This window comes from Pseudomonas veronii, from assembly GCF_002028325.1.
In the GTDB taxonomy this organism is placed as follows: domain Bacteria; phylum Pseudomonadota; class Gammaproteobacteria; order Pseudomonadales; family Pseudomonadaceae; genus Aquipseudomonas; species Aquipseudomonas veronii.
Map to the genome: position 1 here is coordinate 4,394,421 of NZ_CP018420.1, position 25,566 is coordinate 4,419,986.

General features: G+C 63.3%; 23 protein-coding genes. 14 read left to right on the forward strand and 9 right to left on the reverse strand.

Annotation, left to right across the window (positions count from 1 at the left end; all coding sequences use genetic code 11):
• Positions 1–141 precede the first annotated feature (141 nt).
• Together PverR02_RS19860 and PverR02_RS19865 are read left to right on the forward strand one after the other, a co-directional pair.
• The gene (locus PverR02_RS19860) at positions 142–537 is read left to right on the forward strand and encodes a MerR family transcriptional regulator (RefSeq protein ID WP_017848109.1); all 396 of its coding nucleotides are present in this window, start codon (positions 142–144) and stop codon (positions 535–537) included.
• A 16-nt stretch (positions 538–553) separates the two neighbouring features.
• Positions 554–1,453: a hydroxymethylglutaryl-CoA lyase gene (locus tag PverR02_RS19865; RefSeq protein WP_046382872.1), complete on the forward strand. Its 900-nt coding sequence runs from the start codon at positions 554–556 to the stop codon at positions 1,451–1,453.
• 593 nt (positions 1,454–2,046) lie between these two features.
• Here the strand turns inward: PverR02_RS19865 and PverR02_RS19870 are convergent.
• Complete coding sequence (locus tag PverR02_RS19870) at positions 2,047–3,729, reverse strand: AMP-binding protein (protein WP_079444216.1); 1,683 nt, start codon at positions 3,727–3,729, stop codon at positions 2,047–2,049.
• Positions 3,730–3,880: 151 nt separating this feature from the next.
• Here PverR02_RS19870 and PverR02_RS19875 point away from each other — a divergent pair, with 151 nt between their 5' ends.
• The 4 genes from PverR02_RS19875 to PverR02_RS19890 are packed head-to-tail and all read left to right on the forward strand — an operon-like array spanning position 3,881 to position 9,407.
• Complete coding sequence (locus PverR02_RS19875; RefSeq protein ID WP_057004448.1) at positions 3,881–5,044, forward strand: isovaleryl-CoA dehydrogenase; 1,164 nt, start codon at positions 3,881–3,883, stop codon at positions 5,042–5,044.
• Positions 5,045–5,055: 11 nt separating this feature from the next.
• Entirely contained in the window at positions 5,056–6,663 is a 1,608-nt protein-coding gene (locus tag PverR02_RS19880; RefSeq protein WP_079444217.1) for a carboxyl transferase domain-containing protein, read from the forward strand.
• Between the two features lie 15 nt (positions 6,664–6,678).
• Positions 6,679–7,485 carry a gamma-carboxygeranoyl-CoA hydratase gene (locus tag PverR02_RS19885; RefSeq protein ID WP_079444218.1) on the forward strand — a complete coding sequence of 269 codons (807 nt, stop codon included), beginning with the start codon at positions 6,679–6,681 and terminating at the stop codon, positions 7,483–7,485.
• Entirely contained in the window at positions 7,482–9,407 is a 1,926-nt protein-coding gene (locus PverR02_RS19890) for an acetyl/propionyl/methylcrotonyl-CoA carboxylase subunit alpha (RefSeq protein ID WP_079444219.1), read from the forward strand. Before PverR02_RS19885 ends, PverR02_RS19890 begins: the two co-directional genes overlap by 4 nt.
• On the opposite strand, the gene PverR02_RS19895 is transcribed toward PverR02_RS19890, so the two are convergent.
• Positions 9,404–10,039, reverse strand: coding sequence for a LexA family protein (locus PverR02_RS19895; protein WP_079444220.1), 636 nt, complete (start codon positions 10,037–10,039; stop codon positions 9,404–9,406). The genes PverR02_RS19890 and PverR02_RS19895 overlap by 4 nt on opposite strands.
• A gap of 129 nt (positions 10,040–10,168) precedes the next feature.
• Between PverR02_RS19895 and PverR02_RS19900 the strand changes: the two genes are divergently transcribed.
• Together PverR02_RS19900 and PverR02_RS19905 are read left to right on the forward strand one after the other, a co-directional pair.
• Positions 10,169–10,519 carry a DUF6124 family protein gene (locus PverR02_RS19900; RefSeq protein WP_026140171.1) on the forward strand — a complete coding sequence of 117 codons (351 nt, stop codon included), beginning with the start codon at positions 10,169–10,171 and terminating at the stop codon, positions 10,517–10,519.
• A 465-nt stretch (positions 10,520–10,984) separates the two neighbouring features.
• Positions 10,985–12,136 carry a M14 family metallopeptidase gene (locus tag PverR02_RS19905; protein ID WP_046485401.1) on the forward strand — a complete coding sequence of 384 codons (1,152 nt, stop codon included), beginning with the start codon at positions 10,985–10,987 and terminating at the stop codon, positions 12,134–12,136.
• Between the two features lie 40 nt (positions 12,137–12,176).
• Here PverR02_RS19905 and PverR02_RS19910 read toward each other — a convergent pair whose 3' ends face one another.
• The 5 genes from PverR02_RS19910 to PverR02_RS19930 form a co-directional block, all read right to left on the reverse strand.
• Positions 12,177–12,716, reverse strand: coding sequence for a cytochrome b (locus PverR02_RS19910; RefSeq protein ID WP_017848120.1), 540 nt, complete (start codon positions 12,714–12,716; stop codon positions 12,177–12,179).
• A complete protein-coding gene (locus PverR02_RS19915; RefSeq protein ID WP_079444221.1) occupies positions 12,713–13,795 on the reverse strand; it encodes a catalase family peroxidase in 1,083 nt (360 codons plus the stop codon). The genes PverR02_RS19910 and PverR02_RS19915 overlap by 4 nt, the downstream gene beginning before the upstream one ends.
• Before the next feature lie 121 nt (positions 13,796–13,916).
• Entirely contained in the window at positions 13,917–14,681 is a 765-nt protein-coding gene (locus PverR02_RS19920; RefSeq protein WP_017848122.1) for an enoyl-CoA hydratase-related protein, read from the reverse strand.
• A gap of 43 nt (positions 14,682–14,724) precedes the next feature.
• On the reverse strand, positions 14,725–16,023 hold the full coding sequence (locus PverR02_RS19925) for a ferredoxin reductase domain-containing protein (RefSeq protein ID WP_079444222.1): 1,299 nt from the start codon (positions 16,021–16,023) through the stop codon (positions 14,725–14,727).
• The gene (locus PverR02_RS19930) at positions 16,016–17,623 is read right to left on the reverse strand and encodes an amino acid adenylation domain-containing protein (RefSeq protein ID WP_079444223.1); all 1,608 of its coding nucleotides are present in this window, start codon (positions 17,621–17,623) and stop codon (positions 16,016–16,018) included. Before PverR02_RS19930 ends, PverR02_RS19925 begins: the two co-directional genes overlap by 8 nt.
• A gap of 198 nt (positions 17,624–17,821) precedes the next feature.
• Here PverR02_RS19930 and PverR02_RS19935 point away from each other — a divergent pair, with 198 nt between their 5' ends.
• The 4 genes from PverR02_RS19935 (at position 17,822) to PverR02_RS19950 (ending at position 21,628) form a co-directional block, all read left to right on the forward strand.
• Positions 17,822–18,328 carry a sigma-70 family RNA polymerase sigma factor gene (locus PverR02_RS19935; RefSeq protein ID WP_046382864.1) on the forward strand — a complete coding sequence of 169 codons (507 nt, stop codon included), beginning with the start codon at positions 17,822–17,824 and terminating at the stop codon, positions 18,326–18,328.
• Entirely contained in the window at positions 18,325–19,062 is a 738-nt protein-coding gene (locus PverR02_RS19940; protein ID WP_017848126.1) for an anti-sigma factor family protein, read from the forward strand. The genes PverR02_RS19935 and PverR02_RS19940 overlap by 4 nt, the downstream gene beginning before the upstream one ends.
• A gap of 117 nt (positions 19,063–19,179) precedes the next feature.
• Positions 19,180–20,274 (forward strand): cell division protein ZapE, encoded by a 1,095-nt coding sequence (gene zapE, locus PverR02_RS19945; protein WP_079444224.1) that lies wholly within the window; start codon positions 19,180–19,182, stop codon positions 20,272–20,274.
• A 40-nt stretch (positions 20,275–20,314) separates the two neighbouring features.
• Positions 20,315–21,628, forward strand: a complete 1,314-nt coding sequence (locus PverR02_RS19950) for a leucine-rich repeat-containing protein kinase family protein (RefSeq protein ID WP_079445029.1) — start codon at positions 20,315–20,317, stop codon at positions 21,626–21,628.
• A gap of 124 nt (positions 21,629–21,752) precedes the next feature.
• Here the strand turns inward: PverR02_RS19950 and PverR02_RS19955 are convergent, their stop codons facing one another.
• Both PverR02_RS19955 and PverR02_RS19960 read right to left on the reverse strand, forming a co-directional pair.
• The gene (locus PverR02_RS19955; protein ID WP_017848129.1) at positions 21,753–22,460 is read right to left on the reverse strand and encodes a YebC/PmpR family DNA-binding transcriptional regulator; all 708 of its coding nucleotides are present in this window, start codon (positions 22,458–22,460) and stop codon (positions 21,753–21,755) included.
• A gap of 101 nt (positions 22,461–22,561) precedes the next feature.
• The gene (locus PverR02_RS19960; protein WP_046382861.1) at positions 22,562–23,419 is read right to left on the reverse strand and encodes a LysR substrate-binding domain-containing protein; all 858 of its coding nucleotides are present in this window, start codon (positions 23,417–23,419) and stop codon (positions 22,562–22,564) included.
• Between the two features lie 125 nt (positions 23,420–23,544).
• Here PverR02_RS19960 and PverR02_RS19965 point away from each other — a divergent pair, with 125 nt between their 5' ends.
• Both PverR02_RS19965 and phnX read left to right on the forward strand, forming a co-directional pair.
• Positions 23,545–24,654 carry a 2-aminoethylphosphonate--pyruvate transaminase gene (locus PverR02_RS19965; protein ID WP_079444225.1) on the forward strand — a complete coding sequence of 370 codons (1,110 nt, stop codon included), beginning with the start codon at positions 23,545–23,547 and terminating at the stop codon, positions 24,652–24,654.
• Positions 24,655–24,683: 29 nt separating this feature from the next.
• Positions 24,684–25,511, forward strand: a complete 828-nt coding sequence (gene phnX / locus PverR02_RS19970) for a phosphonoacetaldehyde hydrolase (protein WP_079444226.1) — start codon at positions 24,684–24,686, stop codon at positions 25,509–25,511.
• Positions 25,512–25,566: the final 55 nt, after the last annotated feature.

Below are 25,566 nucleotides of genomic sequence, written 5' to 3' on the forward strand. Positions count from 1 at the left end.
GGCGCCTTTGGGTATCAGGGCTACCGCGTTAGCGTTGACGTTTTTCGCGAGCAAGCTCGCTCCTACAGGGATTGATGATCGACCTTGACGTTTACGTCAACCTGACATTAGCTTAGCGCCAAGACTTTCTTGAGCGCCTTCATGAGCACGACCTACAGCATTTCCGACCTCGCCCGCGAGCTCGACATCACCACCCGCGCCATTCGCTTCTATGAGGAACAAGGCCTGCTGGCCCCGGAACGCCGGGGCCAGGAACGCATCTACTCGGCGCGGGACAAGGTCAGCCTCAAGCTGATCCTGCGCGGCAAGCGCATCGGTTTTTCCCTGGCCGAATGCCGTGAACTGATCGAACTCTACGACCCCACCAGCGGCAACCATGTCCAACTCAACAGCATGCTGGTGAAAATCGCCGAGCGTCGCGAACAGTTGGAGCAGCAGTTACTGGACATCGAACAAATGAAGCTGGAACTGGACACCGCCGAAGAGCGCTGCACCCAGGCCCTGGCCGAAACCATCCAAGGCCAGGCTGGCCATTGATCATAAGGTAGTTGCCATGTCCCTCCCCTCCCACGTGCGCCTGGTCGAAGTCGGCCCGCGCGACGGTTTGCAGAATGAAGCCCAACCCATCAGCGTCGCCGACAAGGTGCAGTTGGTGGATGCCCTCAGCGCCGCGGGCCTGAGCTACATCGAAGTCGGCAGTTTTGTTTCGCCCAAATGGGTGCCGCAGATGGCCGGTTCCGCCGAAGTCTTTGCGCAGATCCAGCGCAAGCCCGGCGTGACCTACGGCGCGCTGGCGCCGAACCTGCGCGGCTTTGAAGATGCGCTGGCCGCCGGGGTCAAGGAGGTCGCGGTGTTTGCTGCGGCGTCCGAGGCGTTTTCGCAGCGCAACATCAACTGCTCGATCAGCGAAAGCCTGGAGCGATTCGTGCCGATCATGGCGGCCGCCAAACAGCAGGGTGTCAGTGTGCGCGGCTATGTGTCCTGCGTGCTGGGTTGCCCTTACGAAGGCGCGGTCGCCCCGGAACAAGTGGCGGCGGTGGCCCGCGAGCTGTTTGCCATGGGCTGCTATGAAGTGTCCCTGGGCGACACCATCGGTACCGGCACGGCGGGGGCTACGCGCCGGCTGTTCGAGGTGGTGGGCGCGCACGTGCCACGGGACAAGTTGGCGGGGCACTTCCATGACACCTATGGGCAGGCCGTCGCCAACGTCTACGCCAGCCTGCTGGAAGGGATCAACGTGTTCGACAGCTCTATCGCCGGCCTCGGCGGTTGCCCATACGCCAAGGGCGCCAGCGGTAACGTCGCCACCGAAGATGTGGTGTACCTGCTCAACGGCCTCGGGATCGAGACCGGCATCGACCTGGAGCGCTTGATTCTCGCGGGCCGGCAGATCAGCGACGTACTCGGCCGGCCCAGCGGCTCGCGCGTTGCCAGGGCGCGTAACGCCAGTTGAGTAACTTAGCCGTGACAATGTGTTACCGCAGGCCGGCCGGACGAGTAACACGGGAACATATTTTCCCGTGTTTACCGTAGGGCATTTCCCACAAAAAACTCAACTCATTGATTTTAAACGATTTTTAAAAGTTGGCACGGCTTCTGCTATCTCTATGGCATAACAAGAATAAAAAGCGCCAAACCTAATAAAAATAAGACGAAACGACTCTGACATAACAAAAACAACACGGCAGAGACGCAGCTAACAGATTTTTTTGGAGAAGATGTGCTTCGCAGGGTACGGCATGCCGAAACCCGCAACCGGATAGAGAAAAATAAAACTACCTCAGGTAGCTACCCACTGGTTGGATCGTGTACGAAGAAGCAGATCAGCGCTCAAAAAAATACGTTTGCTCTTGACCCTGGATGGGGTCGCCAAAAACAGCGGTAAAGGGTAACGGTTGCCAAAAACAACAATAGACCGCCCCTCAATAATAAAAAAAGAGCACGTAACAACAAATTAAAGGGGACCTTCGGGTCCCCTTTGTGCTGTCTGGGATTACGCAATTTAAACTGTGGGAGGGGCTTGCTCCCTCCCTTTCAGCGAAACGACTAAGACTGCGTTCGCAGCTCTTCGATCGAGATCTCGCGCATGCGGAATTTCTGGATCTTGCCGGTGACCGTCATCGGGAATTCATCCACGAACTTGAAATGCTTGGGCGTCTTGAAGTGCGCGATACGCCCCTTGCACCACGTGTGCAACTCCAGCGCGTTGGCCACATGCCCGGGGTGACACTTGACCCAGGCAACAATCTCTTCGCCATAACGCTCATCCGGAATACCAATGACCTGCACATCGGCCACCGCCGGGTGCGTGAAGAAAAACTCTTCCAGCTCGCGCGGGTACACGTTCTCGCCACCGCGAATGATCATGTCCTTGTTGCGCCCGACGATGCACACGTAGCCGTGCTCGTCCATGGTCGCCAGGTCACCGGTATGCATCCAGCCGGCGTCGTCGATTGCGTCGCGGGTGCCGTCGGGGTTGTTCCAGTAACCGAGCATCACGCTGTAGCCACGGGTACACAGCTCACCGATCTCGCCACGCGCGACGGTGTGACCGGCGAGGTCGACGATCTTGCTTTCCAATTGCGGCTGGGTGCGGCCGACCGTGGTGACGCGGCGCTCCAGGTCGTCATCGGGGCCGGTCTGCAGGGACACCGGACTGGTTTCGGTCATGCCGTAGGCAATCTGCACTTCGCTCATGTGCATTTCGCCGATGACCCGGCGCATCACTTCGATCGGGCAGGTGGCACCGGCCATGATCCCGGTGCGCAGGCTGGACAGGTCGAACTCGCCGCGTTGCGGATGGTCGAGCATGGCGATAAACATGGTCGGCACGCCGTACAGGGCGGTGGCGCGTTCTTCGGCGACGGCGGCCAGGGTCAGCAGCGGGTCGAAGCCGTCGTTCGGGTAAATCATGGTGGTGCCGTGGGTGATGCAGCCCAGGTTGCCCATCACCATGCCGAAACAGTGATACAGCGGCACGGGGATCACCAGGCGGTCCTGCGCGGTCAAGCCCAGGCTTTCGCCGACCATGTAGCCATTGTTAAGGATATTGAGATGACTGAGGGTGGCGCCCTTGGGGAAGCCGGTGGTGCCGGAGGTGTACTGGATATTGACGGCCTGGTCGAAGTGCAGGCTGGCTTGGCGCGCGTTCAATCGCTCAGGCGGGATGCCCGCACCAAGGGCCGCCAGTTGCGACCAGGGCAAAAAGCCCGTGGGCGGGCGCGGCGCAAGGCTGATCACGCCGCGCAGGTCCGCCAGTTTTTCGCAGTTCAAGCGGCCGACGGGTTGCTCCGCCAGCCCGGGCAGCAGTTCCTGCAACATCGCGTGGTAATCGGAGGTCTTGAACGAACCGGCACACACCAGCCATTGGCAGCCGGATTGCTTGAGCACGTATTCCAGCTCAGTGCTGCGATAGGCCGGATTGATATTGACCAGGATCACCCCGAGCTTGGCGCTGGCCAGCTGGCTGATGCACCACTCGGCGCAGTTCGGCGCCCAGATGCCCAGGCGATCGCCGCGCTGCAGGCCCAACGCCAGCAGCGCGCGGGCGTGCAGGTCGACGGTCTCGGCCAGTTGCCGCCAGGTGTAGCGGCGTTGCTGGTGACGCACCACCAAGGCTTCCCCATCGGGATACTGCGCAACCGTGTGATCGAAGGCCTGACCGATCGTCATGGCCAACAAGGTCTTGTCCTGAGAGCCACGGCTGTAGCTCTGATTCGGTTGATCCATAACGACCCCTGTTGTCTTTTTTGTAGGTTGACGTAAACGTAAACTACGATTGACAGCGCCGCAACGCAAGCTTACGTTAACGTAAAGGTGAGCATCCCCTCCCCCGGTGCCGTCACCCCACAACAACAAAGCTCAATAAAGGTGCCTGTCCATGAGTTACCCCTCCCTGAACTTCGCCCTCGGCGAAACCATCGACATGCTGCGCGACCAAGTGCAGTCCTTCGTGGCCAAGGAGATTTCTCCGCGCGCGGCACAAATCGACATCGACAACCTGTTCCCCGCCGACCTGTGGCGCAAGTTCGGTGACATGGGCCTGCTGGGCATTACCGTGGCCGAAGAATACGGCGGTGCCGGCCTGGGCTACCTGGCCCATGTGGTGGCCATGGAAGAGATCAGCCGTGGTTCGGCGTCGGTGGCGTTGTCCTACGGCGCCCACTCCAACCTCTGCGTGAACCAGATCAACCGCAATGGCAGCCATGAACAGAAACTCAAGTACCTGCCGAAGCTGATCAGCGGCGAACACGTCGGCGCCCTGGCCATGAGCGAGCCGAATGCCGGCTCCGACGTGGTCTCGATGAAACTGCGCGCCGACAAGCGCGGCGACCACTACGTGCTCAACGGCAGCAAGACCTGGATCACCAACGGCCCCGACGCCAGCACCTACGTGATCTACGCCAAGACCGACCTGGACAAAGGCGCCCACGGCATCACGGCGTTCATCGTCGAGCGCGACTGGAAAGGCTTCAGCCGCAGTAACAAGTTCGACAAGCTCGGCATGCGCGGCTCCAACACCTGCGAGCTGTTCTTCGATGACGTGGAAGTGCCGGAGGACAACATCCTCGGCGTGCTCAACGGCGGCGTCAAAGTGCTGATGAGCGGCCTGGACTACGAACGCGTCGTACTGTCCGGCGGCCCGACCGGGATCATGCAAGCCTGCATGGACCTGATCGTGCCGTACATCCACGACCGCAAGCAGTTCGGCCAGAGCATCGGCGAATTCCAGCTGATCCAGGGCAAGGTCGCCGACATGTACACCCAACTCAACGCCAGCCGCGCCTACCTGTACGCGGTGGCCCAGGCCTGCGAGCGCGGCGAAACCACGCGCAAGGACGCGGCCGGGGTGATCCTCTACAGCGCCGAACGCGCCACGCAAATGGCCCTCGACGCGATCCAGATCCTGGGCGGCAATGGCTACATCAATGAATTCCCCGCTGGACGCCTGCTGCGCGACGCCAAGCTGTACGAAATCGGCGCCGGCACCAGTGAGATCCGGCGCATGTTGATCGGTCGCGAACTCTTCAACGAAACCCGCTGAAGGAGCGCGCCATGGCCACCTTGCACACCCAGCTCAACCCGCGCTCGGCGGAGTTCGCCGCCAACAGCGCGGCGATGCGCCAACAGGTCGACGCCCTGCACACCCTGCTCGCCCAGGTGCAGCAAGGCGGCGGCGCCAAGGCCCAGGAGCGCCACACCTCGCGCGGCAAACTGCTGCCACGCGAGCGGATCAACCGCTTGCTCGACCCGGGCTCGCCGTTCCTGGAACTCAGCCAACTGGCCGCCCATCAGGTGTATGGCGAAGACGTGCCGGCCGCCGGGGTGATTGTCGGGATCGGCCGCGTGGAAGGCGTCGAATGCATGATCGTCGCCAACGACGCCACGGTGAAAGGCGGCTCCTACTACCCGCTGACGGTCAAGAAACACCTGCGCGCGCAGACCATCGCCGAACAGAACCGCCTGCCATGCATCTACCTGGTGGATTCCGGCGGCGCCAACCTGCCGCGCCAGGATGAGGTCTTCCCCGACCGCGAGCACTTCGGGCGGATCTTCTTCAACCAGGCCAACATGAGCGCCCAGGGCATCCCGCAGATTGCGGTGGTGATGGGCTCGTGTACCGCCGGCGGCGCCTATGTGCCGGCGATGGCGGACGAAGCAATCATGGTGCGCCAGCAAGCCACCATCTTCCTCGCCGGCCCGCCGCTGGTGAAGGCCGCCACCGGCGAAGTGGTCAGCGCCGAAGACCTCGGCGGTGCCGACGTACACTGCAAGATCTCCGGCGTGGCCGACCACTATGCCGACAGCGATGAACACGCCCTGGCCCTGGCCCGGCGCAGCGTGGCCAACCTCAACTGGCGCAAACAAGGCCAGTTGCTGCAACGCACGCCAGTGACGCCGCTGTACAGCGGCGAAGAGTTGTACGGCGTGATCCCGGCCGATGCCAAGCAGCCGTTCGACGTGCGCGAAGTGATTGCGCGACTGGTGGACGGTTCGGTGTTCGATGAGTTCAAGGCGCTGTTCGGCACCACCCTGGTCTGCGGCTTTGCACACTTGCACGGCTACCCGATAGCGATCCTGGCCAACAACGGCATTCTGTTCGCCGAAGCCGCGCAAAAAGGCGCGCACTTCATCGAGCTTGCGTGTCAGCGCGGGATTCCGTTGCTGTTCCTGCAAAACATCACCGGTTTTATGGTCGGCCAGAAGTACGAGGCCGGCGGTATCGCCAAGCACGGGGCCAAGCTGGTCACGGCGGTGGCCTGCGCCAAGGTGCCGAAATTCACCGTGATCATCGGCGGCAGTTTTGGCGCGGGTAATTACGGCATGTGCGGCCGCGCCTACGACCCGCGTTTTTTGTGGATGTGGCCCAACGCGCGCATCGGCGTGATGGGCGCCGAACAGGCGGCCGGCGTGTTGGTGCAGGTCAAGCGCGAGCAGGCCGAACGCGCCGGCAACGGCTTCAGCGCGCAAGAAGAAGCGGCGATCAAACAGCCGATCCTCGACCAGTACGAAACCCAGGGCCACCCGTATTACTCCAGCGCCCGCCTGTGGGATGACGGCGTCATCGACCCGTTGCAGACCCGCGACGTGCTGGCCCTGGCCCTGTCTGCCGCACTGAACGCCCCCATCGAGCCGAGCCGCTTCGGCGTGTTCCGCATGTAAATGGAGCTGTACCCCATGAACGATTTCAACACCCTCGAACTGATCATCGACAGCCGTGGTTTCGCCACGCTGTGGCTCAGTCGCGAAGCCAAGCACAACGCCTTCAACGCCGAGATGATCCGCGAACTGATCATCGCCCTCGACCAGGTGCAGGGCAATGCGTCGCTACGCTTTCTGGTCCTGCGCGGGCGCGGCAAACACTTCAGCGCCGGCGCCGACCTGGCCTGGATGCAACAGTCGGCCGAACTGGATTACGCCACCAACCTCGACGATGCACGCGAACTGGCGGAGCTGATGTACAACCTGGCCAAGCTGAAAATCCCGACGCTGGCAGTGGTGCAAGGCGCGGCCTACGGTGGCGCGCTGGGCCTGATCAGTTGCTGCGACATGGCGATCGGGGCCGATGACGCGCAGTTCTGCCTGTCGGAAGTACGCATCGGTTTGGCGCCTGCGGTGATCAGCCCGTTTGTGGTGCAAGCCATCGGGGAACGCGCGGCGCGTCGTTATGCGCTCACGGCCGAACGCTTTGGCGGCGAACGCGCGCGCGACATCGGCCTGCTGGCGGAAAGCTATCCGGCCGAAACCCTGGATCAACAGGTCGACCACTGGATTGCCAACCTCCTGCAAAACAGCCCGGCAGCGATGCGTGCAAGCAAGGATCTGCTGCGCGAAGTCGGTAACGGCGCCCTCACCCCGGCGCTGCGGCGCTATTGCGAAAATGCCATCGCCCGGATCCGCGTCAGCGCCGAAGGCCAGGAAGGTTTACGCGCATTCCTGCAAAAACGCCCACCCAGCTGGCAGTCGCAGGAGCCACGCTCATGAGCACACTGACCACGATACTGGTGGCCAACCGTGGCGAAATTGCCTCCCGCGTGATGCGTACCGCCAAGGCGATGGGGTTGACCACCGTGGCGGTCCACAGCGCCACCGATCGCGATGCGCGCCATAGCCGCGAAGCCGATATCCGCGTCGACCTGGGCGGCAGCAAAGCGACCGACAGTTACCTGCAAATCGACAAACTGATCGCCGCCGCCCAGGCCAGCGGCGCCCAGGCGATTCATCCGGGCTACGGCTTCCTTTCCGAAAACGCCGGTTTTGCCCGCGCCGTCGAGGCGGCCGGGTTGATCTTCCTCGGCCCGCCCGCCTCGGCAATCGACGCCATGGGCAGCAAATCCGCCGCCAAGTCACTGATGGAAACCGCCGGCGTGCCGCTGGTGCCGGGCTACCACGGCGAAGCTCAGGACCTGGACACCTTCCGCGCCGCCTGCGCGCGCATCGGCTACCCGGTGCTGCTCAAGGCCACGGCCGGTGGCGGCGGCAAGGGCATGAAAGTGGTCGAGGACGTCAGTCAACTGGCCGAAGCCCTGGCTTCCGCCCAGCGTGAGGCGCTGTCGTCCTTCGGCAACGCGCAGATGCTGGTGGAGAAGTACTTGCTCAAGCCACGCCATGTGGAGATCCAGGTATTTGCCGATCAGCAGGGGCACTGCCTGTACCTCAACGAGCGCGATTGTTCGATCCAGCGGCGCCACCAAAAAGTCGTCGAGGAAGCCCCGGCGCCCGGCTTGAGCGCCGACCAGCGCCGGGCGATGGGTGAAGCCGCGGTGCGTGCGGCCCAGGCCATCGGTTATGTGGGCGCGGGCACGGTGGAGTTTTTGCTGGATGCCCGTGGCGAGTTTTTCTTTATGGAGATGAACACGCGGCTGCAAGTGGAACACCCGGTGACCGAGGCGATTACCGGCCTCGACCTGGTGGCCTGGCAGATTCGCGTGGCCCAGGGCGAAGCGCTGCCGATCACCCAGGCGCAGGTGCCGTTGATCGGCCATGCGATCGAGGTGCGCTTGTATGCCGAAGACCCGGCCAATGATTTCCTCCCCGCGACCGGCCACCTGACGCTGTACCGCGAATCCGCACCCGGCCCGGGCCGCCGCGTGGACAGCGGCGTCGAGCAAGGCGACAGCGTTTCGCCCTTCTACGACCCGATGCTCGGCAAGCTGATTGCCTGGGGCGAGGACCGCGAACAAGCGCGGCTGCGGCTGTTGAGCATGCTCGACGAGTTCGCCGTCGGCGGGCTCAAGACCAACCTGGGCTTTGTGCGACGTATCATCGCCCATCCGGCGTTTGCCGCCGCCGAGCTGGATACCGGCTTTATTCCGCGCTATCAGGACGAACTGCTGCCGCTGCCCGGAGCGTTGAGCGATGAGTTCTGGCAGGCCGCGGGTTCGGCCTTCATGCAGAGTCTGCCGGCCGGCGACGGGCCCTGGGCAGACACCCGCGGCTTTCGCGCAGGGCTGCCCGCCGAAGTCTCGCTGCACTTGAGCTGCAACGGCCAGGATCGCCTGGTGACGTTGGCGCAACACACGCCGCGACTGCAAGGCGAACAGCTGCTGATCGACCATCAGGGCGTGCGCCGTGCCCATCTGGCCGTGCGTAGCGCAGGCACGCTGTTCCTGCGCTGGGAGGGCGACATGCATGCCGTCAGCCTGTTCGATCCGATTGCGGCAGTCGAAGCCAACCAATCCCACCAAGGCGGCCTCACCGCGCCGATGAACGGCAGCATCGTGCGGGTGCTGGTGGATGTCGGCCAGACCGTCGAAGCCGGCACGCAGTTGGTGGTGCTGGAGGCGATGAAGATGGAACACAGCATCCGCGCGCCCCAGGCCGGCGTGGTCAAGGCACTGTTCTGCCAGGAAGGCGAAATGGTTGCCGAAGGTTGCGCGCTGGTCGAGCTTGAACCCGCGGACTAGAACTTCGCCGTGGCCTGCACGACGACGCCGAGGATGCGGCAATCGTCGCTGAACAGGCGCTTGGGGTAAGTCGGATTGAGCGGTACCAGGTACAGCTGGCCGCTCTCTTCGCGCAACTGGCGGAAGGTCGCCTGCGGGCTGTGCGCCCACTGCGCGACCACCAGCTTGCCGGGTTCGGCGTCGATGGCCGGGTCCACTAGGATCATCATCCCGGCACCGATGCTCAGGCCACTGGGCGCGGTCATCGCGTCGCCGACCACGGGCAGCCAGTAAGCCTCGCCCTGGGCATGGTAGTCCGTCAGTTCGAAGCGCGCCGCGCCGTAGGCCGGGCGCTCTTCGCGAAGTTCGCACACGCCTTTCCAATCGCTGACCGGGTAGCGGAAGTACGGGTTGTAGTGTGGTGGCCCAACCGGCAGCGCATCGGCCTTGCGACGAATATCCAGCGCGACTTCCAGGGAGCCCAGCCCCAGCGCTTCCAGCACCCGGTTCATGTCCGCCAGGCTTGGCACCCGGCGCTTGTTCAGCCAATGCCCGACACCGCCCTGGGACATGCCAAGGCGTTCGGCCAGTTCATCCTGCGTGACCTTGCGGTCTTTCATGTTGGCCCTGACCAACGCGATCCATTTATCCATGGGGCCTGACAATACGTCGCGTATTTTTCAGGGCAATAAACAGTTTGTAGTAATCCATAAAACGACATAAATACGATACGTACTATCATCGGGTATCAGCGTTTCGACACCCAACCCGAGTACCGCCCTATGACGACAAGCCCGTATCGCCTGCCCTGCGAACCCGAATCCCATGAGCTGCTCGACATGCGCAGCAGCGGCGCCGCCCAACGTGCGCTGGATTACTATTTGAAAGAAGAGATGTGCGCCTCGGCCCCGAACGACGCCTTCTTCAGCATCAAGCCCGGTGTCAGCCCGGAGGAAGCCCTGGTGCATGCCTCGGACCTGTTACGCAGCGCGGCTGCCACAGCCTACGAATCGGCGAGCAGCCATCAAGGCAACCAGCGTGACCTGGCATTTTCAGTGGTGTATTTGATTGATATGGCGAAGGCGATGGTGGAGCGATCGTTGCAGGCGCCGCAGGCTCAGGACGGTGCATGAGCCACGCGAAAGAAAAATATTTCTATCCCACGGATAAAAACATTTGACTTGCAAATGATAATGATTATTATTGGACCAAGCTGATCGCGAGATCAGTCGATAGACCAAGGGACCTTAGGTCGGACTCTTGGAATATCTCCTCATCAGGCTAATCACGGTTTTTGACCCGGCTCTTTGGCCGGGTCTTTTTTTTGCCAGTGTTTCTGGCTTGGCTTCAGGCTAATGAAGACTGTGTGTTGCTTGATGGCACGCATGATAGCAAAAGACCATCGTCAAAAGAAAGTCGGGCGACCGCTCTGGCTCAGACCTTTGCGAAATAGCACTTGAGAATCAATCTCATAGATTCTAAGCTGCTGCGGCGTCAAGGATGACGCCCCCCTCCTCCCGCAACAATTTTGCATCCGGATTTTGCCCGGCCTCTGTGTAAGATAACCGCCACAACACTCATACTCAGGCAGCCAGACTATGACCGTGGCCTTGACCTCCATCAAAATCAGCACCAACTTCGACAGCGGCAACATCCAGGTTCTGGATGCCAGCGATGCCTATCACTTGTTGCTGGCAATCAAACCCGATACCCGCAGTCACCATTTCCAATGGTTCCACTTCAAGGCCGAAGGCATGCACGTGGGCCACACCCACACCTTCCGCCTGAGCAATGCCGGGCAATCGTCCTATAAACACGCCTGGAGCGGCTACAACGCCGTGGCGTCGTATGACCATGTCAATTGGTTCCGGGTGCCTACGCGTTTCGACGGCGAAACCCTGCACATCAGTCTCGAAACCCGTGAGAAACACGCCTGGTTTGCCTACTTCGAACCCTACAGCCGCGAGCGCCACGACTGGCTCATCGACCAGGCGCTGAACCATGCCGGCACCCGCTTGCTGGCCACCGGTAAAAGTGTCGAAGGCCGCGATATCCAACTGTTGCGCCGTGGCAAAGGTGGCGAAGGTCGGCGCAAGGTGTGGATCATCGCCCAGCAGCACCCCGGCGAGCACATGGCCGAATGGTTTATGGAAGGCATCATCGAACGCCTGCAGCAGGACGGCGACGCCGAGCTGAAAAAGCTGTTGGCCGTCGCCGACCTGTACCTGGTGCCGAACATGAACCCCGACGGCGCGTTTCACGGCCACCTGCGCACCAACGCCATGGGCCAGGACCTCAATCGCGCCTGGCAGAGCGCCAGCCAGGAGATCAGCCCGGAAGTGCTGTTCGTCCAGACGCAAATGGAAAAGTATGGCGTCGACCTATTCCTCGATATCCACGGTGACGAAGAAATCCCCTACGTATTCGCCGCCGCCTGCGAAGGCAACCCCGGTTACACCCCGCGTATCGAAGCCCTGGAAAAGCACTTTCGCAGCCACCTGAGCGCCTTGACCCGTGACTTCCAGACCACCCACGGCTACACCCGCGACCTGCCGGGCGAAGCCAATATGACCCTGGCCTGCAATGCCGTCGGTGAGAAGTACGACTGCCTGTCGCTGACCCTGGAGATGCCCTTCAAGGACAACGACGACGCGCCCAACCCGAACACCGGCTGGTCGGGCAAACGCTCGATGCAGTTGGGCAAGGATGTGTTGAGCAGCGTGGCCGATATCGTCGGCCTGTTGCGCTGAATGTGGCGAGCGTGCTCGCCACACGGATCAAGCGCGGGCCTCAGTCCTGGGTGCCCGTCATGCTCTGCAGCACGCCGTCACGGCGAATCAACCCATGGAACAGCGCCGCCGCCAGGTGCAACAACACCGTGAAAAACAGCACGTAGGCGAGATAGCCATGGGCCTTGCGCAGCACCGCGAACAGCGGTGCGTTGGCCGACACCAGCGCCGGCAGTTGCACCGAATGGCTGAGCATCACCGGGTCGCCCGCCGCCGAAATCATCGCCCAGCCGAGCAGCGGCAACACCAGCATCAAGGCATACAGCAGCCAATGGGAAGCCTTGGCCGCCAACACTTGCCATCGCGGCAAATCGCCAGGCAACGGCGGTTGGCGCGTGGAAAAACGCACCGCCAAACGCACGATCACCAACGCCAGGATCGCGATACCCAGCGGTTTGTGCAGGTGGATCAACCATTCATGCCGTTCGGAAACCGACGCTGCCAGGCCCGCGCCGATAAACAGCATGGCGATGATCATCAGCGCCATCAGCCAGTGCAGCAGGCGTGCCAGGGGGGCGAAAAACCGTGGTTGGGCATTCATGGCTTCGACTCCTGAGGGGTGCGGTGCAACGGGCTGACTTCTGCGGCGCGGCGCAGGTAGGAACTGGCGTAGGCGGCCGAACGCGCGGCCAATAGCGGGTCATTCGAAGCCTCGATGACGCTTGGCAGAATCAGCGGATCGAAGTTGATGTCGCGGCAATCGCCGTCTGCTTGCGCTTGGCTGCTTTGCAGCACCAGGGTGCCGGCGTTGAGTATTTTGTGCTCACCGATCCAGGGTTTGCTTGCATCGTCGAGCGGATCGCCGGGGTTGGCCAGGGTCAGATTCAACTGCCAACGCAGCGGTCCGGAAGCCAGGCGTTGCACCAGGTCTTTTTCCAGGAAGTCACTGCCGGCTGGCGCGGTATCGCCCACAGCATCCTGGCTTTGCGCGACAACCGCCCAACGCACGGCCTGGCGCTTGCCATCGGCGCCCACCAGGAAAAACGCGTTGATGCCGTTGTAGGTTTCCGTCGCATAGCTCGCGGATGGCTTGGCCGTCTTGACCCACGCCAGGAACGGCGCGGCCTCGGGATGGGCCGCAAAGAACGCCGGCATATTCGCCGGGTTGGGCTTGCCGGTGGCCGGATCGGGCGCGCCGGCCTTGAGCAGTTGATAGAACGCCTCGGGGGTGCCCACCGGAAACACCGGCATGCTGTTCATCCCGGTGCGCCACTGCTGGCCGTTGGCCTGGCTGAATTGCACGGCAAAACTGCGGATCGGCACACTGCTGTCCGGCGCGTAGGGGTTACCGCTGGGCAAGGCAAACCGGCCGGTCAATGGGGTCCTGGCCGCATTGAATACCTGGGCACTGGAGTAGGCACGCGCCTCGGCGCTGCTCTCGAAGTACCCCGCGACACACACGCCCTTGGCATGGTTGCGCCGAAACCCCGGGTGGATGCCGTTATTGGTTTCCAGGGCATTGACCAGGGTTTTGGGCTGCAGGCGTTGTGGGTCGAAGGTGCCGTTGACGTAGGCAAACGCCCCGGCGACAGCCGCTACCACGCCACCGATACACGCCAGCCTGATCGCCAGGCTGGCCGTGCTGAGTGGCGGACGGGGCGGTGATGAGTGATCTACCATGAAAAGCTCCAGGGCACATGGCCAAGGGGAAATTGAGCTATGAGACGAATCCCATGTAGGTTTATTCCTCCTTCACTGTAGTTTTTTTTCAGAGCAGCCCAGCGCCGAGTCCTTGGCCCTCCTACACCCGATTAAACGCGGCCGGTCGCTTGTCGAGAAACGCCTGCATGCCCTCCTGCTGATCGGGCGTGGCGAACAGACTGTGGAACAGTCGGCGTTCCAGCCGCACGCCCTCGTGCAGCCCGAGCTGCAGGGATTGCTCGACCGCCTCGCGCGCCGCCCGGGTGGCCAGGCGAGAAAAACCGGCGATTTGCGCGGCCACCGCCAGCGTCTGCTCCAGCAAGCTCGCCGCCGGATAGACACGCGACACCAACCCGGCCTGTTCAGCCTCATGAGCCGTCATCGGCCGCCCGGTCAGCACCAGATCCATGGTCTTGGCCTTGCCGATCAAGCCTGTCAGACGTTGGGTCGCCCCCATGCCAGGGATCACGCCGAGCTTGATCTCCGGCTGGGCAAAGGTGGCGCTATCGGCGGCAAAGATCATGTCGCACATCAGCGCCAGTTCGCACCCTCCGCCGAAGGCGTAACCGTTGACGGCGGCGATGGTCGGCGTGCGCAAGCGGGTAAATGCCTCCCAGCCGACGAAGTAATCCTCGTTGAGCATGTCCTGATAGGTCTTGCCGCTCATCTCCTTGATATCGGCTCCGGCGGCAAAATACTGCGCACCGCCGGTGATGACAAAACACCCGACCTGAGGGTCCTGGTCCAGGGCCTCCAGACAAGAAACCAGCTCGGTCATCAGCGCCGAGTTCAGCGCATTCTTGACCTGGGGACGATTGAGCCTGACCAGGACCACCCGACCCTGACGCTCGATCACTACATTCATAGGCACCTCCATTGATTGATATCGTTTAATGAACACACACGCTTCACGAATCCCAGATCGCGCCATAGGCGGGTATCCCCCGGGCTTCCAGCTCTTGCACGACCTGCTGCGTCAGTCGTTGGTTGGCGATACAGATCACAGCCTCCGCGCCACAGGCTTGCACCGCGCCGTAGGCCAACTGCACCAGGTCAGGTTTGCCGCGCTCATCGGTGTCCCAGATCAAGGCGCCGGGCTGGGCACGCAGGATCTCGTCGACCCATTCGTCGCCGTAGGTCTTGCGCGGGCTGCGGGTCGACCAGATCAGCTGGATCGGCAGCCGCGCCGCAAGTAAATGCGGCATGACCGGGCCGATCCCGCTGCCGGTGGCGACGTACACCACCGACTTGAACAGGGTTTCCACATGGGCCACGCCAGCGGTGGTGATGCCCTTGACCCACACATGGCGCGGCAGGTCCTCGATAAACCGCCCCGTCCAATCCCCGGCGCGGGAAATGGTCAGCCGAAACCCGGTTTGGCCCGGTGTGGGGATGTTGGCAAACGAGTGCCACTCCAACAGCGGATGTCGGCTGATCGCGGTCGACGAACCGGCGAATGGCGTGGTGTGGGTAAAGCGCGTAATCACCGCATGCCCGGAAGGCCGCGTGTGCTCAACGGCGACCTTGCGCAGCCGCAGCCAGGGCAGCGCGATGCTCAGCGTCAACAGCACCAGCATCCAGAACGCGCCACTGTGCAGCAGGCTCGCACCGCGTTCGACGGACGCCAGCAAGGTCTGCGCCCAGAACAACAGCAACGCGGCCCACCCCGCAAACCGATGAACCCGCTCGAAGCCATTGTGAAATCGCCCCCGGATGCGCGGTTGCGCCATGCCCACCATCAACAGCAACACGCCGAGCAGCGTCGCGCCAAGCCACAACCCGGTGGACGAAACGCCGCCTGGCCGCTGCAGATAGTCCGCGGCCTGCACACCGACCCACCCCGCGAACCAGCCCGTGGCCGCCAGGGCCGCGCCACTGTGCAGCCCGCCGACGTGGTACACCTTGGCCGCGCTGCGCCGCACACGCAGCGGCCAGGTGACGGGGATGCGCGTCGCCAGCCAGAACAACGCATTGATCAGGTATTGCTGGCGAATCAGGATGGCCAGCGACAGGTTGATCAGCACCAGCGCCGACAACGTCTGGGCGCTGACGCCCTGCAGGCCGACGCCCAGCACCGCAAACGCCAGGTTGCTGAGCAACACCAACGCTGCCAGGCGGTTGTAGTAGGAAAACACCGGCAACGCCGTCCAGCGCCGCCAGAGCGCCGGCTTGGGCGGCACCACGGTTTGGCTCAGGGCATCAAGCATGGCCGGGCTCCTGCACCGCGAACGCCTGCACGGCCACCCATCTTTCACGCGCCCGTTGCAGCAACAGCGCCTTGTCGATCTTGCCGCGGGCGGTCAGTGGAAAATGCTCCACTGCGTCGATCAGCGCCGGCACGCAGTAGTAGGCCAGGCGCTGCTCGCATTGGCGTCGGCAGGACGCCACGTCGGCGCTGGCCGGCGAAACAAAGGCGACCAAGGTGCGGCTGTCGAGTTTTAGCGTGACGGCCCGCGTGCAGCCATCGCCGGCTTCCAGGGCGCTGGACACCGCGTCCAGCTCCACCCGGAACCCGCGGACTTTCACTTGGTCATCGACGCGCCCCAGGTGCTCGAGTTGCCCGTCGGCCGTCCAGCGTCCCAGGTCGCGTGTGCGGAACATCATGGCGTCGCCGCCCACAAAGGGGTCCGGGCGGTACCGTTCGTGGGTCAATGCGCGGTTGTTCAGGTAGCCCGCCGTTACCCCGGCGCCGCCCGCCCACATTTCCCCGGCTTGCCCCGCCTCACAGGGGCGGCCCTGTTCGTCGAGCACATACACGCTGTTGTTGGGGGTCGGCTGGCCGATGGTCAATGGGGTGCCAGGCACATGCCGATGCAGCGTATTGACGATGGTGGTTTCGGTGGGGCCGCAGCCGTTGTAGAACGTGCAATGCGCCGCCCAACGCTCGGCCAGGGCCTGGGAACAGGGTTCTCCGGCGACCGCGACCACCTGGAGATCGGGGCACTGCCGAGGATCGAGGCCGGCCAGGATCGAAGGGGTTGCGATCAACACATGGCACTGTGCAGCGGTCTGCGCAATGGCTTTACCGCGAATCAGCAAGGTCGCGCCATGGGCCAGGCAGCCGAGTATTTCCCAGGCCGCCATGTCGAAGCCGATATTGAGGATCTGCCCGACGTTGCGGCCCGGCGCCATGCCCATCCGCCCAGGCTGCGTCAACAGGATGTTGCATACGTTACGGTGACTGACACACACGCCGTTGGGGCGCCCCGTGGTGCCGGACGTGAACAGCACGAAACACAGGTCGTGGGTGTCGACGACGGCGCCCACCGGCTTATTGTCCTGGGCGATCCAGGGCACTTCGGCCAGGAACGTGTCCAGGCACAAGCTGCGATGGGCGGCGTCTGACGGGATGCGATCCGCCAGGTGCGACAGGGTCAGGATCAGCGGGCTGGTCAATGACTCGAGGACCATGGCCAGTTGCAGGGGCGGGACGATTCTGGCGTCCTGCGGCACATACGCGGCGCCGACCTTCAACACGGCCAACAGGCCCACCAGCATGGGGATCGAACGCTCGACGAACAGCGCCACAGTGTCGCCGCGTTTGACGCCCTGCTCGATCAAGCCCGCGGCCAAACGATTGGCTTGGCGGTCGAGTTGTTCGTAACTGATGCGCTGCCCCGCACACACTGCCGCCGTCGCATGCGGTGCCAGCGCCGCTTGCGCTTCGATGGCGTGGTGGATACAGGCGGCGCTCGGCGGGGTCGATGGGCCAAAGCCCCATTGCTCAACCAAGGCGCGCTGCAGGACAGGCAGAGGCGCCAGCATGGGCGGGGAAAAAAGCGGTTTTTCGGTCGGTGAAAACATCATGGATACACCCTCATCGGTTGACTGCCGAAAAATGGCTGGCAGGTACGAGGGTGGATTGAGGTACGAGCCTGCGATTACAGGCGCTCAGGCTTTACAGAAACTTCTCACCGACACGCGTAAAGTTTCTTTTCATCGCGAGTGGAATAACCTACAGGGAGCAGCGTCTACCTGCACACAACCGGTTAGACTCGACTCCCCATGCATGAACTCGACGAACAGTTACGTGAACTCATCCCCAGGCTGCGGCGCTTTGCCCTGTCCCTGAGCCGTAACGCCAGCAGCGCCGACGACCTGGTGCAATCGACCCTGGAACGGGCGATCACCCGCTGGGCCGACAAAACCGTCGACGGCGACCTGCGCGCCTGGCTGTTCTCGATCCTCTACCGGCAGTTCCTCGATGCCCATCGGCGCACCCGGCGCTATGCGCGCATGCTCGAGTTCTTCACCGGCCGCGACGATGTGCAGCCGTCGGTCGAACGCACGGTAATCGCCCAGTCGACCCTGCAAGCCTTCGACCGGCTCAACAGCGAACAGCGCGCCCTGCTGTTGTGGGTGTCGGTCGAAGGCTTGAGCTACAAGGAAGTCGCGCAGATTCTTGACGTGCCCATCGGCACTGTGATGTCGCGTCTGTCCAGGGCGCGCCAAGCCCTGCGTCAACTCAGCGATGGCGAAATGACCAGCCCTTCCCTGCGGATACTCAAATGATCAGCCTGCCCCCCAGCGAACGCGATTTGCATGCCTACGTCGACCAGCAACTGCCGGAGAGCGATCGACGCGTGCTGGAAACCTACTTGGCCGCCCACCCCGAGGTCGCCGCCCAGGTGCATGCCTGGCAGCAGGACGCGCACGTATTGCGCGCCGCCTTGAGTGGCGCGTTGCAGCAGCCGGCCAACCCGGCCCTGGACCCGGCGCTGATCCGCCAGCGCATCAAGCAGCAGTCGCGCCGCCATTTCGCCACGGCGGCGGTGTTGCTGATGGCGGTCAGCCTCGGCGGCCTGGGTGGCTGGCAGGCGCGCGAAGCCACGCAACCGCCCATGCTGCCCATGGCCGATGCCATGCAGGCTTACCGCCTGTTTGCCCAGGACGGTGTGCTGCCCGCCGACTATCACGCCCAGGGCAACGCCACGATGCAAACCTGGCTCGACCGCTATTTCAACCAGGCCCAGCGTCTACCCGACTTGAGCCAGGCGGGTTTCACCGCCGTCAGCGGGCGCTTGCTCAGCACCGAACAAGGCGCAGCGGCGATGGTGCTGTACGAGGATCGGCAAGGCCGGCACATCAGTTTCTACATCCGCCCGCCGGGCCCGGAAAATAACTTCCTGCCCCGCGGCAGCCGCAGCGCCGATGGTTTGCTCGCCGAGTACTGGTCCGGCGGCGGGTACAACTACGCAATGGTCAGCCCGCAGGGGCTGCCGACCACGCCGCTGCTGCAGTTCTGAAGCCCACGCCCCGTAAAGGCCATGCGTTTTCGAGATGGCTGGCGGCGCGCTTCGCTATTGGTCAAATCCCGATTGTCGCCCTAAAGTGAGCGACCACCGCACACAGAGTGACTCCCCTTGGCGCCGCGTTCCCTGATCCGTCGTTTGCTCGGTAAAAAACACCCCACCCACGACGACTCCCCCATCCCCACCTTCTTTCAGACCAAGGCCGAGCAGCACGGCTATACCCTCAGCGCCGCACAGGCCCGGGCGATTGCGGCGATGGCGCGCGAGACCCACCACCTGCTCGCCGGCCAGCCCACCCGCAGCCTGTATTTGCACGGGCCGGTGGGGCGCGGCAAAAGTTGGCTGCTGGACGGGTTTTTCCAGGCATTGCCGATCGCCGAAAAACAACGCGTGCATTTCCATGATTTTTTCGCCCGCCTGCACCGGGGCATGTTCGCCCACCGTCAGCACCACGACGCACTGGCGGTGACCCTGGATGCGCTGCTGGACGGCTGCCGCGTGCTGTGTTTCGACGAATTCCATGTCCACGATATCGGCGATGCGATGCTGATCAACCGCCTGTTCAAGGCGTTGTTCCAACGTCGCGTCCTGGTGCTGGTGACGTCCAATTATCCGCCGCAAGGGCTGTTGCCCAACCCGCTGTACCACGAGCGATTCAAGCCGGTGATCGACCTGATCGCAGCGCGCATGGACGTGCTGGAAGTCAGCTCGCCCAAGGACTTTCGCAGCCTGCCCCAGGCCCATGCCGAACAGCGCTTCAGCAGCGGTCGGTACGTGTGGCCGGGGACACCGGCGCAGCGAACCGCGCTCGGGCTGCCGGCCACGGATTGCCCGGCGCAGGCGCTGACGGTCGGCAACCGCCAGTTGCGCTGCCGCAGCCAGCAGGCACGGCGCATCGCCTTCACCTTCCATGACCTCTGCGAACAACTCACGGCGGTGATGGATTACCTGCTGCTGTGCCAGGACTTCGACGAGTGGATCATCGACGGGCTGCCGCACCTGGCAGACTGCCCGATCGCCGTGCAACAGCGCTTTATCAACCTGGTGGACGTGCTCTACGACCAGGATAAACAGCTGATCCTGATCGGCGCGCACCCGCTGGAGCAGGCCTTGAGCGGCCAGGCCATCGATCTGGCGCGCACCGCCAGTCGCCTGAACCAATTGCAGGCGGTCCACCCGCAACACACACCCGACCCGGTATCATGAGCGCCTTTTTACGCCCCCTTGCCGAGTGACCGCGCCGTTCATGAATACCCTCGCCCAACTCAAGGCCGGCCAATTGGCCGGCATCCAGCGCCTGGACCTGTCCTGTGGGCTGACCGAATTCCCCCGGGAAATCTTCGAACTGGCCGACTCCCTGGAAATCCTCAACCTCAGCGGCAACGCCCTGAGCAGCCTGCCCGACGACCTGCATCGCCTGCCGCACCTGCGCGTGCTGTTCTGCTCGGACAACGCCTTTACCGAACTGCCGGCCTGCCTGGGCCAATGCGCAAAGCTGAGCATGATCGGCTTCAAGGCCAACCGCATCCGCCACGTGCCGGCCGCCGCGTTGCCGCCGCTGTTGCGCTGGTTGATCCTCACCGATAACTGCATCAGCCAACTGCCCGACGAATTGGGCGAGCGGCCGCTGCTGCAAAAACTGATGCTGGCCGGCAACCACCTGGCGCACCTGCCGCCAAGCCTGGCCAGTTGTCACAACCTGGAGCTGATCCGCATCGCCTCCAACCGCCTCACCGGCCTGCCCGATTGGCTCCTGGCGCTGCCCAGCCTGACCTGGCTGGCCTACGCCGGCAACCCGGTGGAAATGGCGGCGGACGTGGCCGCCGACGATGCGACGCCCGACATTCCATGGTCGGCGCTGGAACTGGCCGAGGTGCTCGGGGAAGGCGCCTCCGGGGTGATCCGCAAGGCGCTCTGGCAGCCCTCGGCCAAGCCGGTGGCGGTCAAGCTGTACAAAGGCAGCATCACCAGCGACGGCTCACCGCTGCACGAAATGCAGGCATGCATTGCCGCCGGGTTGCACCCCAACCTGATCAAGGTGGAAGGCCGCGTGGTTGGCCACCCCGACGACCAGGCCGCGCTGGTGATGGACCTGATCGAGCCGAGCTACCGCAACCTCGCCGCCCTGCCGAGCCTGGCGTCCTGCACCCGCGACATCTACGAACCGGCTACCCGCTTCAGCCTCGCGGTGGCATTGCGCATGGCTCGCGGCATCGCCTCGGTGGGCGCGCACCTGCACCGCCATGGCATCACCCATGGCGACCTGTACGGCCACAATATTCTGTGGAACGCGGCGGGCGACTGCTTGCTCGGGGATTTCGGCGCGGCGTCGTTCCATGCCACCGCCGACACCGTAGAAACCCGGGCACTGCAACGCATTGAAGTGCGTGCGTTCGGAGTGTTGCTCGGGGAGTTGTTGCAGCGGATCGACGTAGGCTTGAGCGACACCACACGCCAGATCCTGGAAGGCTTGCAGGCCCGCTGCTGTCAGCCCGAAGTGCTGGCGCGGCCGGGCTTCGAGGAAGTCGAAGCGCTACTGCAATCTATTCCACAGCACTGAACCCAATGTGGGAAGGGGCTTGCTCCCGATGGCTGTGGCCCATTCAACATCATCGTTGACTGACACACCGCTATCGGAAGCAAGCCCCCTCCCACAGTTTTGAGCGCGTTTATTCAGGCATGGATCAGCCGGCCAGGCCGACGAACATATCCTGCACGTCGTCATGGTTGTCCAGGCCTTCGAGGAAGGCTTCGACTTCAGCCATCTGCTCGTCGGTCAACCCCGTCACCGGGTTCTTCGCGATATAGCCCAGTTTGGCCGACAGCACGGTAAAACCCTGCTCCGGCAGCGCTTTCTGCACGGCGTCGAGGTCGGTGGTTTCGGTGATGAACAGGGTGGTGCCCTCTTCTTCGCCCTCTTCGAAATCCTGGGCGCCGGCTTCAATGGCCGCCATTTCAGGATCGGCGTCCGGGCTGTCCGGCGCGGCTTCGATCAGGCCGACGTGGTTGAAGTCCCAGGCCACGGAGCCGGAAGCGCCCAGTTGGCCCTTGCGGAACGCCACGCGGATTTCCGCCACGGTGCGGTTGATGTTGTCGGTCACGCACTCAACGATCAGCGGCACCTGATGCGGGGCGAAGCCTTCGTAGGTCACGCGGTGGTACTGCACGGTTTCCCCGAGCAGACCGGCGCCTTTCTTGATGGCGCGGTCCAGGGTTTCCTTGGGCATCGAGGCTTTTTTGGCCTGCTCCACCACCAGACGCAAGTGGGCGTTGGTCGCGGTGTCGGCACCGTTACGGGCAGCGATGGTGATCTCTTTCACCAGTTTGCCGAAGATCTTGCCCTTGGCATTGGCTGCCGCTTCTTTATGTTTGACTTTCCACTGTGCGCCCATGACTTGCTCTCTTCCTCATGCATCGCGCCGAGACGTCTACTGGCCGGCGCTTTGGGGGCAGAGTTTATAGGGCAAAAACGCAACGTTCCACCAAAAAACCTTCACGGCGCCAGCTCGAAAAACGCCTGAATCAAACGCAGCGACCGACGGCGCTCCATGCACCCCAACATGTGTCGGTTGAGCAGCCCCTGCCCGTGGATCGGCAGCGCACACACGCGTGGGTCCGGGCTGACCTCCATCGAGGACACCACGCCAACCCCCAACTCGGCGGCAACGGCTTCGGTCACCGCTTCACGGCTGTCCAGCTCCAGCAGCACTTTCGGCTGCACCCCGGCGCCGAGGCAGGCGTGATCGAAGGTGCGCCGGGTAATGGAGCCCGGCTCGCGCAGCACCATGATCACCTCGTGCAATTGCTCCAACTGAATGCCCTGGGCCAGCGTCGCCCACGGGTGGCTGGCCGGCACCAACGCGCAGATCCGCGATTCGCCCAGCGCCTGCAAGTGCAGGCCGTTGCGTGGTTCGACTTCGGTGAGCACCGCCACATCCGCATGCTCGGACAGCAGCGCTGCCAGGGTTTCCTGGGCATTGCCCAGGCGCAGGTTCACGGTGATCCCTGGGTAGCGCGCGCGCAGGCTGGCGATCATCGGCATCACCAGGTGCGGTCCGTCCGCCGCCACTTCGAGGCGCCCGCTGAGCAACTGCCGATTGGCCTCCAGCAGGGCCTGGGCTTCGTCCACCAGGCCAAAGATCGCCCGGGTGATCGCTGCCAGGCGTGTCCCCTCTTCGGTCAACTCGACGCGCCGCGCGGTGCGGCGCAACAAGGGGATCTGGTAGTGCTCTTCGAGGGCCTTGATGTGCCCGGTCACCGCCGGCTGGCTGATGAACAACCGCGCCGCGGCGCGGGTAAAGCTGCCCTCGCGGGCCACTGCGTCGAATGCGCGCAGTTGGAACAAATTCATGTTGAGTGACCTTTCTATCGGCCTGACTGATAGCTCGCATAACAACAAACAATTTGATTGATGACAAGCCAAACTGCAATTTAGGCGCCGTAACGTCCACCCCGAACACTTTGCGAGGACTTGAAATGAGCAGCGCCGCGCCGATCCTGCTGACCCCAGGCCCCCTGACCACCTCTGCCCGCACCCGCCAGGCAATGCTGGTGGACTGGGGTTCATGGGATGAGCGCTTCAATCAACTGACCGCCAGCGTCTGCTCGCAACTGCTGGCGATCCTCAACGGCGCCGCCACTCACCATTGCGTGCCATTGCAAGGCAGCGGCACCTTCGCCGTCGAAGCAGCCATCGGCACCCTGGTGCCACGCAACGGCAAGGTGTTGGTGCTGATCAACGGCGCCTATGGCAAGCGCCTGGCGAAGATCTGCGAAGTGCTCGGCCGCGATTTCAGCACCTTTGAAACCGCCGAGGACGAACCCACTACCGCCGCCGACGTCGACCGCCTGCTGCACGCCGACCCGGCCATCACTCACGTCGCGTTGGTCCATTGCGAAACCAGTACCGGCCTGCTCAACCCGCTGCCGCAGATCGCCCAGGTGGTCAAAGAGCATGGCAAGCGCCTGATCGTCGACGCGATGAGTTCCTTCGGCGCGCTGCCGATCGATGCCCGCGAAGTACCGTTCGACGCCCTCATCGCCGCCTCGGGCAAGTGCCTGGAAGGCGTGCCGGGCATGGGCTTTGTCTTCGCTGAAAAACACGCGCTGGGCGCCGCCCAAGGCAACTGCCACTCCCTGGCGCTGGACCTGTTCGAGCAGCACGAGTACATGGCCAGGACCGGCCAGTGGCGCTTCACCCCACCGACCCACGTGGTCGCCGCGCTGCACGAAGCGCTGCTGCAATACCACGAAGACGGCGGCCTGCCCGCGCGCCAGCGACGCTATGCCAACAATTGCCAGGTGCTGCTGGACGGCATGGCCGAACTGGGCCTGCGCAGCTTCCTGTCGGCGGCGATCCAGGCACCGATCATCGTCACCTTCCACGCGCCGACAGACCCGCGCTACCAGTTCAAGGCGTTCTACGAACGGGTCAAGGCCAAGGGTTTCATTCTGTACCCCGGCAAATTGACCGAGGTGGACACCTTTCGCGTGGGCTGCATCGGCCACGTCGATGTGGCCGAGATGCGCGCGGCGGTCGCGGCCATTGCGCAGGCGCTGCACGCGATGCAAGTGCTGGACATCTGATTGCCCTTTTTACCCCCAGGATCTGAACCATGAACTATCAACACCCCGATACCCTGCAGGCTGTCATCCTCGACTGGGCCGGCACCGTGGTCGACTTCGGCTCGTTCGCGCCGACGCAGATTTTTGTCGAAGCCTTCGCCGAGTTCGGCGTCCAGGTCTCCATCGAAGAAGCCCGTGGCCCGATGGGAATGGGCAAATGGGACCATATCCGCACCCTGTGCAACCAGCCGCAGGTCGCCGAGCGTTACCGCCAGGCGTTCGGCCGCATGCCCAGCGACGAGGACGTGACCGCGATCTACCAGCGCTTCATGCCGCTGCAGATCGAAAAGATCGCCGAGCACTCGGCGCTGATCCCCGGCGCCCTCGACTGCATCGCTGTGCTGCGTGCGCAAGGGCTCAAGATCGGCTCCTGCTCCGGCTATCCCAAGCAAGTGATGGACAAGGTCGTCGCGCTGGCCGCCACCAACGGCTACGTCGCCGACCATGTGGTCGCCACCGACGAAGTGCCCAACGGCCGCCCATGGCCGGCGCAGGCCCTGGCCAACGTGATCGCCCTGGGCGTTGACGATGTGGCGGCATGCGTCAAGGTCGACGACACCGTACCGGGCATTCTCGAAGGCCGTCGCGCCGGGATGTGGACCGTGGCGCTGACCTGCTCCGGCAACGCCCTGGGCCTGACCTACGCGCAGTTCCGCGCCCTGGACAGCGCCGGCCTGGCCCATGAGCGCACGCGTATCGAAGCGATGTTCGAAGGTTCGCGCCCGCACTACATGATCGACACCATCAGCGACCTGCCAGCGGTGATCGCCGACATCAACCAGCGCCTGGCCCGCGGTGAAATGCCGCAAAGCCACTGATCGAGGTCAACTCAACGGCATTCGCGCCGAGCAAACCCTGCAAAACAGGCTTACA